The organism is Bordetella hinzii LMG 13501, assembly GCF_001548475.1.
Classification (GTDB): Bacteria; Pseudomonadota; Gammaproteobacteria; order Burkholderiales; family Burkholderiaceae_B; genus Bordetella; species Bordetella hinzii.
Map to the genome: position 1 here is coordinate 1 of NZ_LRUJ01000003.1, position 15728 is coordinate 15728.

The 15728-nt window shown below is 66.9% G+C and carries 17 protein-coding genes; 9 read left to right on the top strand and 8 right to left on the bottom strand.

The window, feature by feature from the left end; all coding sequences use genetic code 11:
* Positions 1 to 177 precede the first annotated feature (177 nt).
* The 3 genes from mutS to AXA74_RS24540 all read left to right on the top strand — a co-directional run bounded on the left by mutS (position 178) and on the right by AXA74_RS24540 (position 4411).
* Positions 178 to 2805, top strand: coding sequence for a DNA mismatch repair protein MutS (gene mutS / locus AXA74_RS02535; RefSeq protein WP_407026524.1), 2628 nt, complete (start codon positions 178 to 180; stop codon positions 2803 to 2805).
* On the top strand, positions 2802 to 3989 hold the full coding sequence (locus AXA74_RS02540; protein ID WP_029579192.1) for a ribosomal protein uL16 3-hydroxylase: 1188 nt from the start codon (positions 2802 to 2804) through the stop codon (positions 3987 to 3989). Before mutS ends, AXA74_RS02540 begins: the two co-directional genes overlap by 4 nt.
* Before the next feature lie 200 nt (positions 3990 to 4189).
* Positions 4190 to 4411, top strand: coding sequence for an endopeptidase (locus AXA74_RS24540; RefSeq protein ID WP_155271611.1), 222 nt, complete (start codon positions 4190 to 4192; stop codon positions 4409 to 4411).
* 65 nt (positions 4412 to 4476) lie between these two features.
* Here the strand turns inward: AXA74_RS24540 and bamC are convergent, their stop codons facing one another.
* From bamC to AXA74_RS02565, 4 genes are all read right to left on the bottom strand, one after another.
* Positions 4477 to 5595, bottom strand: a complete 1119-nt coding sequence (gene bamC / locus AXA74_RS02550) for an outer membrane protein assembly factor BamC (RefSeq protein WP_029579190.1) — start codon at positions 5593 to 5595, stop codon at positions 4477 to 4479.
* A gap of 17 nt (positions 5596 to 5612) precedes the next feature.
* The gene (gene dapA, locus AXA74_RS02555) at positions 5613 to 6518 is read right to left on the bottom strand and encodes a 4-hydroxy-tetrahydrodipicolinate synthase (protein ID WP_029579189.1); all 906 of its coding nucleotides are present in this window, start codon (positions 6516 to 6518) and stop codon (positions 5613 to 5615) included.
* An 86-nt stretch (positions 6519 to 6604) separates the two neighbouring features.
* Positions 6605 to 7252: a site-2 protease family protein gene (locus tag AXA74_RS02560; RefSeq protein ID WP_029579188.1), complete on the bottom strand. Its 648-nt coding sequence runs from the start codon at positions 7250 to 7252 to the stop codon at positions 6605 to 6607.
* A gap of 88 nt (positions 7253 to 7340) precedes the next feature.
* Positions 7341 to 7967, bottom strand: a complete 627-nt coding sequence (locus tag AXA74_RS02565) for an L-threonylcarbamoyladenylate synthase (protein ID WP_029579187.1) — start codon at positions 7965 to 7967, stop codon at positions 7341 to 7343.
* Positions 7968 to 8031: 64 nt separating this feature from the next.
* Between AXA74_RS02565 and ypfJ the strand changes: the two genes are divergently transcribed.
* The 3 genes from ypfJ (at position 8032) to AXA74_RS02580 (ending at position 10447) form a co-directional block, all read left to right on the top strand.
* Positions 8032 to 8880, top strand: a complete 849-nt coding sequence (gene ypfJ, locus AXA74_RS02570) for a KPN_02809 family neutral zinc metallopeptidase (RefSeq protein WP_032978704.1) — start codon at positions 8032 to 8034, stop codon at positions 8878 to 8880.
* A 254-nt stretch (positions 8881 to 9134) separates the two neighbouring features.
* A complete protein-coding gene (locus tag AXA74_RS02575) occupies positions 9135 to 9686 on the top strand; it encodes a hypothetical protein (protein ID WP_032978707.1) in 552 nt (183 codons plus the stop codon).
* Positions 9683 to 10447, top strand: a complete 765-nt coding sequence (locus AXA74_RS02580; protein ID WP_029579184.1) for a DUF1828 domain-containing protein — start codon at positions 9683 to 9685, stop codon at positions 10445 to 10447. Before AXA74_RS02575 ends, AXA74_RS02580 begins: the two co-directional genes overlap by 4 nt.
* A gap of 3 nt (positions 10448 to 10450) precedes the next feature.
* Here AXA74_RS02580 and AXA74_RS02585 read toward each other — a convergent pair whose 3' ends face one another.
* The 4 genes from AXA74_RS02585 to AXA74_RS02600 form a co-directional block, all read right to left on the bottom strand.
* Positions 10451 to 10744, bottom strand: a complete 294-nt coding sequence (locus AXA74_RS02585; protein WP_032954987.1) for a hypothetical protein — start codon at positions 10742 to 10744, stop codon at positions 10451 to 10453.
* Between the two features lie 82 nt (positions 10745 to 10826).
* The gene (locus AXA74_RS02590; protein ID WP_051593936.1) at positions 10827 to 11525 is read right to left on the bottom strand and encodes a carbonic anhydrase; all 699 of its coding nucleotides are present in this window, start codon (positions 11523 to 11525) and stop codon (positions 10827 to 10829) included.
* Positions 11526 to 11627: 102 nt separating this feature from the next.
* The gene (locus tag AXA74_RS02595) at positions 11628 to 11957 is read right to left on the bottom strand and encodes a carboxymuconolactone decarboxylase family protein (RefSeq protein WP_029579181.1); all 330 of its coding nucleotides are present in this window, start codon (positions 11955 to 11957) and stop codon (positions 11628 to 11630) included.
* 115 nt (positions 11958 to 12072) lie between these two features.
* The gene (locus tag AXA74_RS02600) at positions 12073 to 12981 is read right to left on the bottom strand and encodes a LysR family transcriptional regulator (protein WP_029579180.1); all 909 of its coding nucleotides are present in this window, start codon (positions 12979 to 12981) and stop codon (positions 12073 to 12075) included.
* 123 nt (positions 12982 to 13104) lie between these two features.
* Between AXA74_RS02600 and AXA74_RS02605 the strand changes: the two genes are divergently transcribed.
* The 3 genes from AXA74_RS02605 to AXA74_RS02615 are packed head-to-tail and all read left to right on the top strand — an operon-like array spanning position 13105 to position 15714.
* A complete protein-coding gene (locus AXA74_RS02605) occupies positions 13105 to 14463 on the top strand; it encodes an acyclic terpene utilization AtuA family protein (RefSeq protein ID WP_032978710.1) in 1359 nt (452 codons plus the stop codon).
* Positions 14464 to 14465: 2 nt separating this feature from the next.
* Positions 14466 to 14774, top strand: a complete 309-nt coding sequence (locus AXA74_RS02610) for an AtuA-related protein (protein ID WP_032978713.1) — start codon at positions 14466 to 14468, stop codon at positions 14772 to 14774.
* Between the two features lie 22 nt (positions 14775 to 14796).
* Positions 14797 to 15714 (top strand): SMP-30/gluconolactonase/LRE family protein, encoded by a 918-nt coding sequence (locus AXA74_RS02615; protein ID WP_032954984.1) that lies wholly within the window; start codon positions 14797 to 14799, stop codon positions 15712 to 15714.
* Positions 15715 to 15728 lie beyond the last annotated feature (14 nt).

The window sequence follows — 15728 nt, forward strand, 5'->3', positions numbered from 1 at the left end:
ATGCGCGAAGGCCGATACAATCGCGGTTCGGGAGCGCGGACGGCGTCGGCCACCTCTCAGGTCATCCCGGCGTTCCCTCTCATGACGTCCCTGCGAGCAGGCGCGCGGCTCCCGAGGGCCCGAATTCATCCGCCGGGCGCCGCGAGGCGCCTGCGTTCCAGACTGTCTAATAAGCGCATGTCCCAAGCCACAGAATCTCAACATACTCCCATGATGCAGCAATACCTGCGCCTTAAAGCCGAGGCGGGGCCCTTGCTGCTGTTCTACCGCATGGGGGATTTCTACGAGATGTTCTACGAAGACGCCGAAAAGGCCGCGCGTCTTCTGAACGTCACGCTGACCAAGCGCGGCACCTCCAATGGCGCGCCGATTCCCATGGCCGGCGTGCCGGTGCACGCCATGGAGCAGTACCTGGCCCGCCTGGTCGCGCTGGGAGAGTCCGTGGCGATCTGCGAGCAGATCGGCGATCCCGCGGCCGCCAAGGGCCCGGTCGAGCGCCGCATCGTGCGCATCGTCACCCCGGGTACCCTGACCGACGACGCGCTGCTGCCGGCCAAGGCGGACCGCGCCTTGGCGGCCGTCTGCCTGTCGGGCAAGCGCGATCCGCGCGCCGGCATCGCCTGGCTGAACCTGGCCAGCGGCGAGTTCCATGTCACCGAGTGCGCGCCCGCGCAGCTGGACTCCGAACTGCATCGCATCGGGCCGGCCGAGCTCATCTACGCCGACAGCGCCGAGCTGGACATCGGCTATGACGGCGCGCGTGCCCGGGTGCCTGACTGGCATTTCGAGGCCGACGGCGCACGCGCCCATCTGCTGGCGCATTTTCAGACGGACTCATTGGCCGGCTTCGACATCGAAGACATGCCGGTGGCCGTGTGCGCGGCCGGGGCGCTGCTGCGCTATGCGGCGCGCACGCAATCGCAGGCCCTGGCCCATGTGCAGACCATCAGCGCCGAACGCGCCGGACGGTATGTGCTGATGGACCCGGTCACCCGGCGCAACCTCGAACTGACGCAGACGCTCTCCGGCGAGGATGCGCCCACGCTGTTCTCGCTGCTGGACGATTGCCGCACCCCCATGGGCAGCCGCCTGCTGCGCCGCTGGCTGCACCATCCGCTGCGCGAAAACGCGCCGGTGGCGGCCCGCCAGCAGGCCATCGCCACCCTGCTCACGGCCCGCCTGGACATGGAGCAGACCTTTGGCGCGGCGGGTCTGCTGGAGACCTTGCGCTCGGCGCTGGGCGCCTTCCCGGATATCGAGCGCATCGCCGCCCGCCTGGCCCTGCGCTCCGTGCGCCCGCGCGAGCTGGCCAGTCTGCGCGATGCGCTGGGCACGCTGCCGCAGCTGCACACCCTGGTCGCTCCGCTGGCCGCCTCGCCGCGCCTGGCCGAGCTGGCGGCATCGCTCAGGCTGGATCCCGGCATCGCCGAATTGCTCGCCCGCGCCATTGCCCAGGAGCCGGCGCTGGCGGTGCGCGACGGCGGTGTCATTGCCACCGGCTTTGACGCCGAGCTCGATGAACTGCGCGTGCTGGCCGCCGACAGCGGTGAGTTCCTGCTGCAGCTCGAAACCCGCGAACGCGAGCGCACCGGCATCCCCAATCTGCGCGTGGAATTCAACCGGGTGCATGGTTTCTATATCGAGGTCACCAAGGGCCAGACCGACAAGGTCCCCGACGACTACCGCCGCCGCCAGACCCTGAAGAACGCCGAGCGCTACATCACGCCGGAGCTCAAAAGCTGGGAGGACAAGGTGCTGTCGGCCCAGGACCGCGCGCTGGCGCGCGAAAAATGGCTCTTCGAGCAGGTGCTCGATGCCCTGGCCGGCTATGTCCGCCCGCTGGCCGATGCCGCCGCCGCCCTGGCCGAGCTCGATGCCCTGGGCAGCCTGGCCGAGCACGCGCGGCGCCACGATTGGGTCGCGCCAGACCTGCTGGAGACGGCCGAGATCGACATCGAGGCGGGCCGGCATCCGGTGGTCGAACGCGCTATCGAGCGCTTCACGCCCAACCATTGCCGGCTGGACGCCACGCGCCGCATGCTGCTGATCACCGGCCCCAACATGGGCGGCAAATCCACCTACATGCGGCAGATCGCCCTGATCGCGCTGTTGGCGCGCACGGGCAGTTTCGTGCCGGCCCGCCGCGCCCGGGTGGGCAAGATCGACCGCATCTTCACCCGTATCGGCGCCGCGGACGATCTGGCCGGCGGCCGATCGACCTTCATGATGGAGATGACCGAGGCCGCGGCCATCCTGGCGGCCAGCACGGCCAACAGCCTGGTGCTGATGGATGAAATCGGCCGCGGCACTTCTACCTACGACGGCCTGGCGCTGGCCTGGGCCATCGCCCAGCGCCTCGTGACGCACAACCGCGCGCTTACGCTGTTCGCCACCCACTATTTCGAGCTGACCCGCCTGCCTTCGGAGCAGCCCACGGCGGCCAATGTGCACCTGGCCGCCGCCGAGTCCGCTGGCGGCATCGTTTTTCTGCATGAGGTCCGCGAAGGCCCGGCCAGCCGCAGCTACGGGATCCAGGTGGCCCAGCGCGCCGGCATCCCGGCCGCCGTGATCCGGCACGCCACGCGCGAACTCGAACGCCTCGAGGCCCAGGGCGCGCCGACGCCCCAACTGGGGCTGTTCTCCGCGGCGCTGGACGCCGATGCCCACCACCAGGCCCAGGCCGACCGCGACGAGGACAACGCCGCCCTTGCCGCGCTGCGTGACGCCCTGGCCGAGATCGATCCCGACAGCCTCACGCCCCGCGAAGCGCTGGACGCCCTTTACCGCCTCAAGGCCCTGCAATGACTCTCGACCAGCCCCTCGCCCTGCTCGGCGGACTTTCTCCCGATGACTTCATGCGCCGCCACTGGCAGCGCAAACCGCTGCTGATCCGCCAGGCCATCCCCGGTTTCAAGCCGCCGGAAACCATCGCCGCGCTCAAGAAGCTCGCCCGCCGCGACGACGTCGAATCGCGCCTGATCTGGCGCGAACAAGGCCAATGGCAGATGGAAAACGGCCCCTTCGCGCGCCTGCCCAAGGCCAGCGAGCCGGACTGGACGCTGCTGGTGCAAAGCGTGGACCTGCACAGCGACGCCGCGGCCGAGCTGATGCAGCGCTTCCGCTTCGTGCCCGACGCCCGCCTGGACGACCTGATGATCAGCATCGCCTCCGACGGCGGCGGCGTGGGCCCGCATTTCGACAGCTATGACGTCTTCCTCCTGCAGGCGGCCGGCAAGCGCCGCTGGCGCTACGGCCGCCAGAAAGACCTGTCGCTGGAGCCCGATCTGCCACTGAAGATATTGAGCCGTTTCGAGCCCGAACACGAAGCCGTGCTCGAGCCCGGCGACATGCTCTATCTGCCGCCGCAGGCCGCCCATGACGGCGTGGCGCTGGGAGACGATTGCATGACCATCTCCATCGGCTTCCGGGCGCCTACCCAGGCGGCGCTGGCGCGCGGCCTGCTCGAAGCCGCCGCCGACCAGGCCATGGCCCGCGTCGGCCTGCTGGGCGGCCCCTATGGCGAACCCGCGCTGCCCGGTCCCCGGCTGGACGGCCTCTACCGCGACCCGGGCCAGGCAGCGACCCGGCACCCGGCCGCGCTGCCCGACGCGCTGGTGCAGGCCACGCTGGATACCTTGTCCAAGCTGCGCTTCGATGACGCGCTGGCCGCCCGTTTCCTGGGCTGCTGGCTGACCGAACCCAGCCAGCTGGCGGTCTTTGACAGCCCCGAGGCCAGCGTGGACCTGGAAGACAGCTGGCCCGCCCAGGGCCGCCTGGTCCTCGACAGGCGCAGCCGCATGCTCTACCGCGGCAAACAGCTCTTCATCAACGGCGAAACGGCCATGGTCCCCGCCGAAGCCGCCCTGAGGCAGCTGGCCGACGCCCGCGCGCTGGACTGCGGCGATCCGCGCTGCGCGAAGCTGTCGGACGAGGCCCGCAGCTGCCTGGCCGACTGGCTGGACTCCGGCTGGCTGCATTACCGGCCCTGAGCCGGTGGGCGGGCCCCAGGCGGGGCCGCCTCACGGACACATCCGGACAGATAACACACAAGGTCGAAATCTCTGTTGCATTTGGGATGCCACCGCTTTAATTTCCACACCCAAGCGCCTGACAGATTCCTGTAGCCTGGATTCTGGTTTCCCCTAATACACAAGGGATTTACCGCAATCTCATAAACAGGAGTCTCGACATGATGAGCAAAACCCTGATCGTTGCTTCGGTGCTGGCCGTGGCTTTGTCTGCCTGCAACAAGAAGGAAGAGCCCGCCGCGCCGGCCAGCAATCCGGCCCCCACCGCGCCCGCCCCCGCGCCCGCCCCCAGCAGCCCGGCGCCGTCGGACAGCGCTCCCAGCACGACGCCGGGCTCCGGCTCCACGACGCCCAGCGGCGGCGCCACCACGCCGGCCTCCTGATTCCGTTCAGCAAGGCAAAAAAAGCGGCCCTCCGGATGGAGGGCCGCTTTTTTGCGTGCCGGGACTTACATCTTGTCCTTCAGCACGCTGAGCAGGCGCTGCGCGGTGGCGCTGTTGTCACGCTGGCCATTGCTGTCCAGCACCGTGACCTGGGTCTGGTCGCCCGCGCCGGCCACATGGATGCGGTATTGCGCGGCGGCGGCCTTCTTGTCGCTGCCGAACAGGCGGCTGAAGAAGCCCGGCTCATCGTTCTTGACGCCGGTGTCGCTGTCGACATAGCGCACGAAGTAGTCGCCGGCGCTGCGGTCGCGGTCGTCCACCGCGAAGCCGCCCGAATCCAGGGCCACGCCGACGCGGCGCCAGGCGCGGTCGAAGGACTCGGAGACGATCAGCATGGCGCCTTCGGCGCGCACGCTCTGCTGCACGGCCGGACGCTGGGGCGCGGCCTCGGCCTGGGCGACCAGCTTGCGCGCGGCATCGACATCGGTACCCAGGTAGACCATCAGGCGCGCCAGCATGGCGGCGTTCAGGCCGGGGTCTTCCTTGCCGTTGGTCCATTGCACCTGGGCGCCGTCGGGCCCGGTACGCTTCTCGAGCATCTGCGTGTGGCTGATGTAGATTTCGGTATGGCCGTTGACGCGCTCGACGCGGGTGCGGAATTTTTCGCGTTCGCCGCTATCCCAGGCCGTCTCCAGGACGGCACCCAGCAGCTGGCGCAGCCAGCTTTCGGGGATCTTGGCGCGGTTTTCGGCCCAGTCCGTCTCGATCAGGCCCGAACGCGGATCGTTGGTCGACACGGTGAAACCGGTGTCGGTCCAGAAGTCGACCACCTTGGGAAAGACCTGCTCCGGCGGACGCTGCACCACCAGCCAGCGCAGATTGCCGTCGCGCTCGACCTTCATGTCGTCGCGCTGGGGCAGCACATTAGTGTTCTGGGGGGCCGCAGCGGCCTGCTGGCCTTGCGCCTGGTACTGGGAGAACGTGGCCGTGCCCGAAGCCGGCGCCTTGTAGCGCGGATCCGCATTGGCCTGCGTCAGGTCCGGCGGAATGGACAGCGGCTCGCCGCGGCGGGTGCTCTTGTAGTCAATGGATTCATCATTGCCCATGAGCTGGTTGATGTCATTGCAACCAGACAACAACATCAGGGCCATCAATGCCGAAATGCCGGCATGACGAGTGTTCATACGCGTCCTCACGATATTTAAAGCAGACCCACTTCCTGGAGCGCGCGGCGCACGGTGTCGTGATGCGCGGCCCCCAGTTGGACCAGCGGCAGGCGGTAGCCCAGCGCGCTGCGTCCCATTTGAGCCAGCGCCCATTTGACGGGGATAGGATTGGCCTCGACGAACAAGGCCTTGTTCAGACGGGCGAGATGCGCGTTTAGTTCACGGACACGCGGCACATCGCCGGCCAAGGCGGCGGCGCACAGCTGGCTCATCAGCTTGGGCGCCACGTTCGCGGTCACGGAAATATTGCCGCGCGCGCCCAGCAGGATCAGGGCTGCGGCGGTGGGATCATCGCCGCTGAAGACCTGGAACGTTGCCGGCGCTTCGCGCAGGAGCAAGGCGCCGCGGGCAATGTCGCCCGTGGCGTCCTTGATGCCGATCACGCCCGGCACTTGGGCCAGGCGCAATACGGTTTCGTTGGACATGTCGGCCACGGTGCGGCCCGGCACGTTGTAAAGAATGGTGGGCAGGTCCACCGCTTCCTGGATGGCGCGGAAGTGCTGGTAGATGCCCTCCTGGGTCGGCTTGTTGTAGTACGGAACCACGGACAGGCCGGCCTGGGCGCCCACGGACTTCGCATGGCGCGCCAGATGGATGGCTTCGTCGGTGGAGTTGGCGCCCACGCCGGCGATCACCGGGATACGGCCGGCGGCGTGTTCGACCGCCACGCGGATGAGCTCGGCGTGCTCCTCCATGGAGACCGTGGGCGACTCGCCCGTCGTGCCCACCACCACCAGCGCGTTCGTGCCTTCCTGGACATGCCAGTCGATCAACGCCCGGTAAGCGGTGTAGTCCAGGCTGCCGTCGGGCTGCATCGGGGTGACCAAGGCCACCATGCTGCCCTTGAAAGTAATGTCTGCGGTCGAAGCAGAGGATGCCATGATTTCGAGAGGCTCCTGACCCGGAACCCCATGCTCCAGGCGTCAATCTATTAAACCGGCGAGTTTACCGGATATTGAACAAAATCCTAGAGAAACCAGTTCACGATACTGGCCCCCAGCGAGAAGATGGGTTCCATCAGAATCCACAGGACATCCGTCACCAACAGCAGCAGCACGATGATCAGGCCATAGGGCTCGATGCGCGAATACTGCCAGGCCAGACGGTGGGGCAGCAGGCTGAATAGAATGCGCCCGCCGTCGAGCGGCAGAATAGGCAGCAGATTGAGCGCCATTAGCACCAGATTGACGCTGATGCCCGCCTGGGCCATTTCGTACCAGAAGCTCTCATCCAGGCCGATATCGCGATAGATCCGGAAACAGAGCACCCACAGGATGGCCATCAGCAGATTGGAGGCCGGCCCGGCCAGGGCGACCCAAAGCATGTCCCGCTTGGGATGGCGCAGGCGCCCGAAATCGACCGGCACGGGCTTGGCCCAGCCGAAGAGCAGCCCGCCGGCGCCCATGAGCTTGGACGTCAGCAAGATGACCACCGGCACCAGCAACGTGCCCACCGGGTCGATGTGCTTGATCGGGTTGAGAGTCACACGGCCGGCCTGCTGCGCCGTCGGATCGCCGAACAGACGGGCCACATAGCCGTGCGCCGCCTCGTGCAGGGTGATGGCGAAGATGACGGGGATCGCGTAGACGGCGATGGTCTGGATGATGTCGTTCATGGCCGCGCCATTGTAGAGGCAGCTTGGCGCCCTGGCACACGCCGTCGCAAATCGAAAAGTTTCAGGGACAAAACAAGACCGGGCCGTGTCAGCCCAGGCCCAGCGAGGCCGGGTCGCCCCGGCCGAGGCGCAGCACGGCGGGCTCGGCGCCGGTCAGGTCGATGACCGTGGTCGGATGCTGGGCGCAGGCGCCGGCGTCGATCACGGCGGCGAGCTCGTGCGCATAGCGCTGGCCGATTTCCTCCGGATCGTTCAGGGCATCTTCTTCATCCTTGGGGATGAGCGTTGTCGACAACAAGGGCGAACCGACCTGCTCCAGGAGCGCCAGCGCCACCACATGGTCGGGCACACGTATGCCTATGGTCTTGCGGGAGGGATGGGAGACCCGGCGCGGCACTTCGCGCGTGGCTTCGAGAATGAAGGTCCACGGCCCGGGCGTGGCCAGCTTGAGCAGGCGGTATTGACGATTGTCGACCTTGGCGAAATGGCCGATCTCCGCCAGGTCGCGGCACAGCAGGGTGAGATGGTGGCGTTCGTCCAGGCCCCGCAACCGCCTGAGCCGGTCGGCGGCGTCCTTGTCGTCCAGGCGCGCGGCCACGGCATAGCTGGAATCCGTGGGAACGGCGACCAGGCCGCCATCGCTGATCCACTGGGCAGCTTGCTTGAGCAGGCGGGCCTGCGGATTGTCGGGGTGGATAGTCAGGTGCAGAGCCATGGATTTATCCTAACATTAGTCCTGCGAAGCGGCCATGCGGCTGCCAACGCCAAAGGAGATTCCCATGCGCATGGATGATTCGCGCGAAAGTGACAATATCGAAGACCGCCGCAGCCAGGGCCCGCGTGTGGGCAAGGGCAGTATCGGGCTGGGCACCATCGTGCTGGCCCTGGTGGCCATGTACTTCGGGGTGGACCCCTCGGTCGTGCTGCAAATGGCGCAAGGCCCCGACAGCGCGCCGCAGCAACAGGCGCCCGCGCCGCGCGCCGATGATCCCTCCAGCCGCTTCGTGGCGCGCGTGCTGGGCGAGACCGAAGACACCTGGAGCGCCATCTTCCAGCAGAATCTGAGTCGTCAATATGTCGCCCCCAAGCTGGTGCTGTTCCGCGGCGCCACGCCCACGGCATGCGGGACCGGCCAGTCCGCCATGGGGCCTTTCTATTGCCCGGCCGACCGCAAGGTCTACCTGGACCTGAGCTTCTTCGACGAAATGAAGCGCAAGCTCAACGCGCCCGGCGACTTCGCCCAAGCCTATGTCATCGCGCACGAGGTCGGCCACCATGTGCAGAATCTGCTGGGCATCGCCGACCAGGTCGACCAGGCGCGGCGGCGCAACCCCTCGCAGGCCAACGCCCTGTCGGTGCGCATGGAATTGCAGGCCGATTGTTTCGCGGGGCTATGGGCCCGGCGCGCCGACCAGGCGCGCCACATCCTTGAGAGTGGCGACATCGAAGAGGGCCTGAACGCGGCCAGCGCCATCGGCGATGACACCCTGCAACGCAAGAGCCAGGGCTATGTCGTGCCTGACGCCTTCACCCACGGCAGTTCGGCCCAGCGGGTCCGCTGGTTCAAGCGCGGCCTGGATTCCGGCGACCTGCGCCAATGCGATACCTTCGGCGCCGGCCAGCTCTGACGCTTGTCGCCTGTACATAAAACCAGCATACTTAGGGGTTTGCCTTTTCTGCGGGGCGCCACGCCCTTTATCGGCAGCACCTGTCCGATCTTGTAAGATAGCGGCCCTTCCGAGGGCCCCGGATAGCTCGGGCAGCAATCCCGATATGGCCTGCCTGGCAGCGGCGTCCATACCGCGCTTGCGGCTTTGCCAGCCCTTTTCGCGGGCGGGCGCCGTCCCGCAGCCAGGCATACGCATTTATTCTTTTTTCGCCCATGGCCAACAAAGTCGAACCCCTGATCACCCCGGATGAGGTCCAGGAAATCCTGGCCGAGCCAAAGGAAACCGTCAAACCGATTTCCTGGGCTCACCGGCCGCTTGCCGCCTCGGGCAACGCCGCCCCTGCCCTGTGGATGGAGTTCGCCTCGGCCTGCCGCGTCAAGGGCGAGGCCCGCGACGACGTGATCTTCCGGGTGTTCTACCGCAGCCCGCGCACCTGTGTGCAAGGACAGGCCGCCATCATGGTAGGAGAGGCTTTCGGCGCCAGCCTCTTTGTCGGCCCGCACCGGGTCTTCGGCGTGGACACCGATGACAGTTTCCACAGCAGCCTGGTGGGAAACAGCCTGCCCAACTACCGCCGCGTGCTGGCGGACCGCAGCCACCAGCACATCTGGGTGGCCGAAGGCGAAGGCTATGCCGAAGCGGTCACGCCGGCGCTCAACAGCATCTCCGCACTGATCGAATACTTCCTGCCACGCGCGAACCTGACGCTGGCCGGCGGCTTTGCCCATCCCCTGAAAGGCCGCCAAATCGAATTGATCCTATGAGCAATTTTCTCGAAGCCTCGGGCTGGACGGTCATTCCGGCCGGCGAACGTGCGATTCGCGCCATCGCCCCCATGACACTGGGCCTGGACGGACAGCACGCCGCGTTCTTCATTGCCTATCCGGATGACGACAGCTTTTATCTCACCGATGCCGGGGAGACCGCCATGCACGCGGCCGTCTATGGCATCGAGCTGGTGGCCAAGCGCCTCGAAGCCCTCAACCAGACCCCTGGCGTGACCCTGGCCGGTTTCGACGACGGCGGCGCCATCGTGGCCAGCGGCCCCAAGGCGCAATTGCAGGAAGCGCTGTGGGACGCGGTCAAATTGGCCATGGCCCTGTCCTTCCAGTGCGCCAAGTGGATGCCCAAATTCAGCCGCCTGCGTTTTCGCGCCCAGGTCGGCCGGACCCTGCACGACGCCCTGGGCGCCAACCGCCTGATCAAGGGCGCCCGCGCCAAGGGCAGCAGCGGGCACGCGGCGGACTTCGCCTTCGCGGTGCGCGCCGAACAGAACAATTCACTTACTTATATCGAGCCGATTGCCCTGAAGGCCGGCAAGAAAGTCGATTGGACGCAGGTCTACCAGACCCACGGCAAAATGTCGGACGTGAAAATGGCCGATGCGCGCAACGCGCGCCTGGTCATCCTGGAAGACGGCGCATCCGCCGAGGAATTCAAAAAGGCGACCGCCATACTCGAGCAGTCGGCCCTCGTGCGCACCCTCAACCGGACGCGCAACTGGGCCGAGCTGTTCACCGGCTGATGCTCATACAGCGCGAGGCAGGTTGATCAGGCCGTCGACGATTTCACGCCCATGCGTGATCGCGGCATGCACGGCCTCCCTCGGGCTGTATACGCTGGCCCCTTCCGCGAAGCAGGGCACCGGATACTCATCACCTTCATCGTGAATGGAATCCGCCTGTACCACGACGATCGTGGCGGTAAACAATGGGCCACTGGCGGCTGGACTGACCTCGCGCGCCACCTTGGCCATCAGGCGGTATCCCTTGTAAACCGAGTTGTTTTCTAGCACTGGGACACCCTCTCTGGCCATGAGCATACCGCGTATCTTTTACCCAGTAGCGATATATTTTGTAATTGCTGTGCGCTCTGGATACAAATACCAGGGAGGGTGAACGGGATCAGGCAGGTTCGAAACTCATCCCCCCGGTGCCGACATCGTAGACCCCCGACATGACAGCCAGCGTGCCCGCCTGGTGCCGCTGGCGCATCAGGGCCGAGTCGCGCAGCAGGATGTCGCGCTGCACGCGGGCGTTCTTGCGGACACTGGCGGCGGCATCGTCTGGCACCAGCCCCGGCTGCAGATACGGAAACAGGGGACTGGCGTGGATGTCGCCGGCCTTGAGGGCGGCATCCACGGCGCCACAGCCGCTGTGGCCCAGCACCATGATCGCCTTGACGCCCAGGTTCTGCACCGCGTATTCGAGGCTGGCCTGCACGACCGGCGTCACGATATTGCCCGCCACGCGGGTGACGAACAGCTCGCCCAGGGGCTGGTCGAACAGGAACTCGACCGCCACCCGGGAATCGGCACAAGCGAGGATGGCCGCAAAGGGCGCCTGGGCGCTGGCCGTACGCTGCTGGATCGCGTCGATGTCGTAGGTGTATTTGCGCATGGCGCGGGCTTGGAAACGCGCATGCCCTGCCTGCAGCGCGCGCACCGCGGCCTGCGGGCTGCGCCGCGCCTGCGCGCCCTCGGCCGAAGCCGCCGGCCCGGCCAAGGCCAGCTGAGGCGCGGCGAGCGACAATCCGAGCGCCAGGCCCTGCGTCAGGAATCCGCGCCGCGGCAGGCAGGCGCACCGGGAAACAGGCGAAACCATCGATAGGCTCCCAAGGATGAAGACCGGGCCATCAAAGCACTACCGCCGGCCGCCGGCGCAGGAACCGGCAGGAAGCGGATCGACTTACCGGCCCGGGCGGCCTCAGCCGGGCAGCGCGTCCAGCACGCGGGCCGAATACACCATGGCGGCTCCGGCATTGAGCGCCACGGCCACCCCCAGCGCCTCGGCCACTTCTTCCTTGGTGGCGCCTTCGCGGGCGGCCTGCGCGGCATGCACGGCAATGCAACCGTCGCAGCGCGTGGTCACGGCCACGGCAAGCGCGATCAGCTCGCGCGTCTTGGCATCCAGGTGGGCGGTCTTCTTGCCGGCGGCCGACAAGGCCTGATAGCCGCTCAGCGTCTCGGGCGACAGCACGCCCAGCTCACCGATCCGTGTTTTCAATTCCTTGCGGTAGTTGTCCCAATCGAGCATGGCATTTCCTTTGATCCAAGGGATACACAAGCGCGACGCGCGCCTGATACCTGCCATTGTGCGAGCTGGCGCCCATCCTTGATAGCGCGTTTGCCCAGTTTGCGGCGAATTCGTCTCAAGCCGCCGGCCGGGACTCCCGCCGGCCCAGGCGCAGGGTATCGATAAAGCGCTGCACCGCCGCCGACAAGGAACGCCGCTTCTTGACCAGGATGCCGATTTCGCGCGTGGCGGTGGGCGAATCCAGCGGCACGCTGCGCAAGCGGGTCGTGTCCATCAGGCCCAGCGCCAGCTGCGGCACGGCCGCGATCCCCACACCGGCCGCCACCATGGCGCCGACCACCGAGATGTTGTCGGACACGTAATTGGCCTCCGGCACGCGGCCGGCCGCCGCCAGGATGCGGTCGGTGACCTGGCGGATGCTGCTGGCCGATCCGCTGGCCACGAAGGGACGCTCGGCAAACACCGTCCAGTCCACCCGCTTGCGGCGCGCCAGCGGATCGCCCACCGGACAGATCAGCACGAAATTCTCTTGCAGCAAAGAAGTGAACTCGACATCCGGCGGCTGGCCCGACACCTCGATCGAAATGCCGATATCGGCCTCTCCATCGGAAACAGCCTGCGTCACCTGCCTCGCCGAGGCCGCATGGATCAGCAGGCGCACTTGCGGATGCGACTGCTGGAAAGCCTGGGCCGCCGTGGGCAGGATGGCCGCGGCCACCGAGGGCAAGGCCCAGATATTGACGCTGCCGCGCCGACCCGCGATGAACTCGGACAGGTCGCTGAGCGAATCCCGGAATTCCGACAGCATGCGCTGGGCAATGGGCACCAGCTCCGCGCCCGCATCGGTCAGCGCGACCCGATGCTTGTCGCGATCGAACAGCTTGGCATTGAGCTTGTGCTCGGCCGCCTGCACACGGCGGCTCAACGCCGGCTGCGAGACATGCGCGCGTTCGGCCGCCATGCGGAAGTTCCGCGTCTCGGCCACCAGTAGCACGGCCTCCAGTTCGGGAATGCTCAGCGTCATGGCCTGGTGATGCGTTTTTGTTATTACAGAGATGTAAATATATCATTTTGAACATCATTGCAAGCCCGCCATACTGACTCCCATACGCGGTGCCGCGCCCGGCACGCCGACACGGAGACAAGCATGAAACAAGCGCGCAAGCCTATGCGCATCGGGGTGGGCGCCGGCATGGCCGATGACCGCATCGGTCCTGCCCTGCAGCTACTGGAGGATTGCGACCTCGACTACCTGGTCTGCGAATGCCTGGCCGAACGCACCATCGCGCGCGAAACACTGTCGCGCAAGCATGATGGCGCCCGCGGCTACAACCCCATGCTGGAGGAGCGCATGCGCGCCTTCCTGCCGCTGTGCCGCGACAAGGGGGTAAAGCTCGTCTCCAACATGGGCGCGGCCAACCCCGCCGGCGCCGCCGAAGCAGCCTTGGAACTCGGCCGCGGCATGGGCTGGGACAGCCTGAAATGCGCCGCCGTGGTGGGCGACGACGTCGCCGACCAGGTCAGCCGGCAGCCCGGGCTGCGCCTGCTCGACCGTGACATGCCGCTGGAGGCCATCCTGCCCCGGCTGGCCTCGGCCAACGCCTACCTGGGCGCCGACGTGGTGCGCGATGCCCTGGCCACCGGGGCGCATGTGGTGATGACCGGCCGCGTCGCCGACCCCTCGCTTTTCCTGGGAGTGGCCCTGCACCATCATGGCTGGGCCGATGACGATCTGCCCCGGCTGGCGGCCGGCACCATCATGGGCCACCTGCTGGAATGTTCGGCCCAGGTCACGGGCGGCTATTTCGCAGACCCCGGCAAGAAAGACGTGCCGCGCCTGGCCGAATTGGCCTATCCCTATGCCGACCTCACGCACGACGGCGAACTGCATATCGGCAAGCCCGCGGGCTCGGGCGGCCGCCTGGACCGCATGACCTGCACCGAACAGGCGCTCTACGAGATCCACGACCCACGCGCCTACATCACGCCGGATTGCGTCCTCAACCTGGAGGGCCTGCGCTTCGAGGAGCAGGGTCCGGACCGCGTCGCCGTGCGCGGCGCCAGCGCCGCGCCGCGCACCGACAGCTACAAGGTGGTCGTGGGCTACTACGATGGCTGGATCGGCAGCGGCGAAGTCGCCTATGCCGGCGTGAACGCCGTGGCCCGCGCCCGGCTGGCCGCCGACACTGTCAAAGAACGCTTCCGGCTCGACGGCGGCGTGGCCAGCGAATTCCAGGTCGACCTGATCGGCATGAGCAGCCTGCACGGCGAAGACTGCCGGACCATGGCCTCCGAACCCTATGAAGTGCGCCTGCGCATCGCCGCGCGCTGCCCGGACAAGAAAAATGCCCACCTGCTGGGCGACCACGTGCGGCAGCTGAACATGCAGGGACCCTATGGCGCCGGCGGACCGGTCAATCTGGGCGCCAAGGAAATCATCGCTGTCGATGCCGTGCTGATCCCCCGCGGCTGGGTCCGGCCGCACATCCTCATCGCGGGAGACTGAACATGGAAACCCTGGTCTACGATCTGGCCCACGCCCGCGCCGGCGACAAAGGCAATACCTCGAGCATCGCGGTCATTGCCTACGACGAGGCCGCCTGGCAGCGGCTGCGCCAGGCGCTGACGGCCGAGCGCGTCGAACAGGCCTTCGCCCACCTGGGCGCGGGCAAGGTGCGGCGCTACGAGGTGGAAAGCCTGAAAGCGCTGAACTTTGTCATCCCCAATGTGCTGGCCGGCGGCGTGACGTGCTCGCTGCGCCTGGACCCGCACGGCAAGTCGTTGAGCGCGCTGATGCTGGGCATCCGCCTGCCTTAACCGCAATCCTGAAAGGACCGCCATGTATCCTCCCGCCGAACCGATGAGCACCGAGGTCTTTGCCCGGCTTCCCGAATCCCTGCACCTGACCGAACAGCCCTCGAGCTGGCTGGCCGCGCGCCACGCGAAGATGCACTCCTTCCTGGAGGGCCCCTCCTTCGACCGCGACGGCAATCTGTGGTGCGTCGACCTGGCGCATGGCCGCATCCTGCGCGTGGATCCCGCGGGCCGCTTCGACGTCATGGTGAGCTATGAAGGCGAGCCCAATGGCCTGAAGATCCACCGCGACGGCCGCATCTTCGTGGCCGACCATCTGCACGGCCTGATGCTGCTTGATCCGCGGACGCGCACCATCCGGCCTTATCTGCAGCATGTGCAGCGCGAAGGCCTCAAGGGCCTGAATGACCTGTTCTTCGCCGGCAACGGCGACCTCTATTTCACGGATCAGGGCGAAAGCGCCCTGGAGAACCCCAGCGGCCGGGTCTTCCGCCTGCGCGCCGACGGCAAGACCGTGGACCTGATCATGGACGGACTGGCCGGCCCCAACGGTCTGGTGATGAACAAGGCCGAGAATGTCCTGTACGTCGCCATCACGCATGACAACGCCATCTACGCACTGCGCATCGAACCCGACGGCAAGATGAAAAAGGCCAGCCGCTTCATCCAGCTTTCCGGCAGTACGGCCGGCCCCGACGGCCTTGCCATCGACCAGGCCGGCAATCTCGCCGTGGTCCATGCCCAGGCCGGCACCGTGTGGCTGTTCAGCCCGCTGGGCGAACCGCTCTACCGCATCCGGTCCTGCGCCGGCCTGCGCACCACCAACGTGGCATTCGGCGGCGAAGACGGGCGCAGCCTGTTCATCACCGAGGCCGAACAGGGCGTCATCCTGCGCGCCCGCCTGCCCCACCCCGGCAAGCCCATGTACTCCCATAAAGACTGACTCATCACACGAAC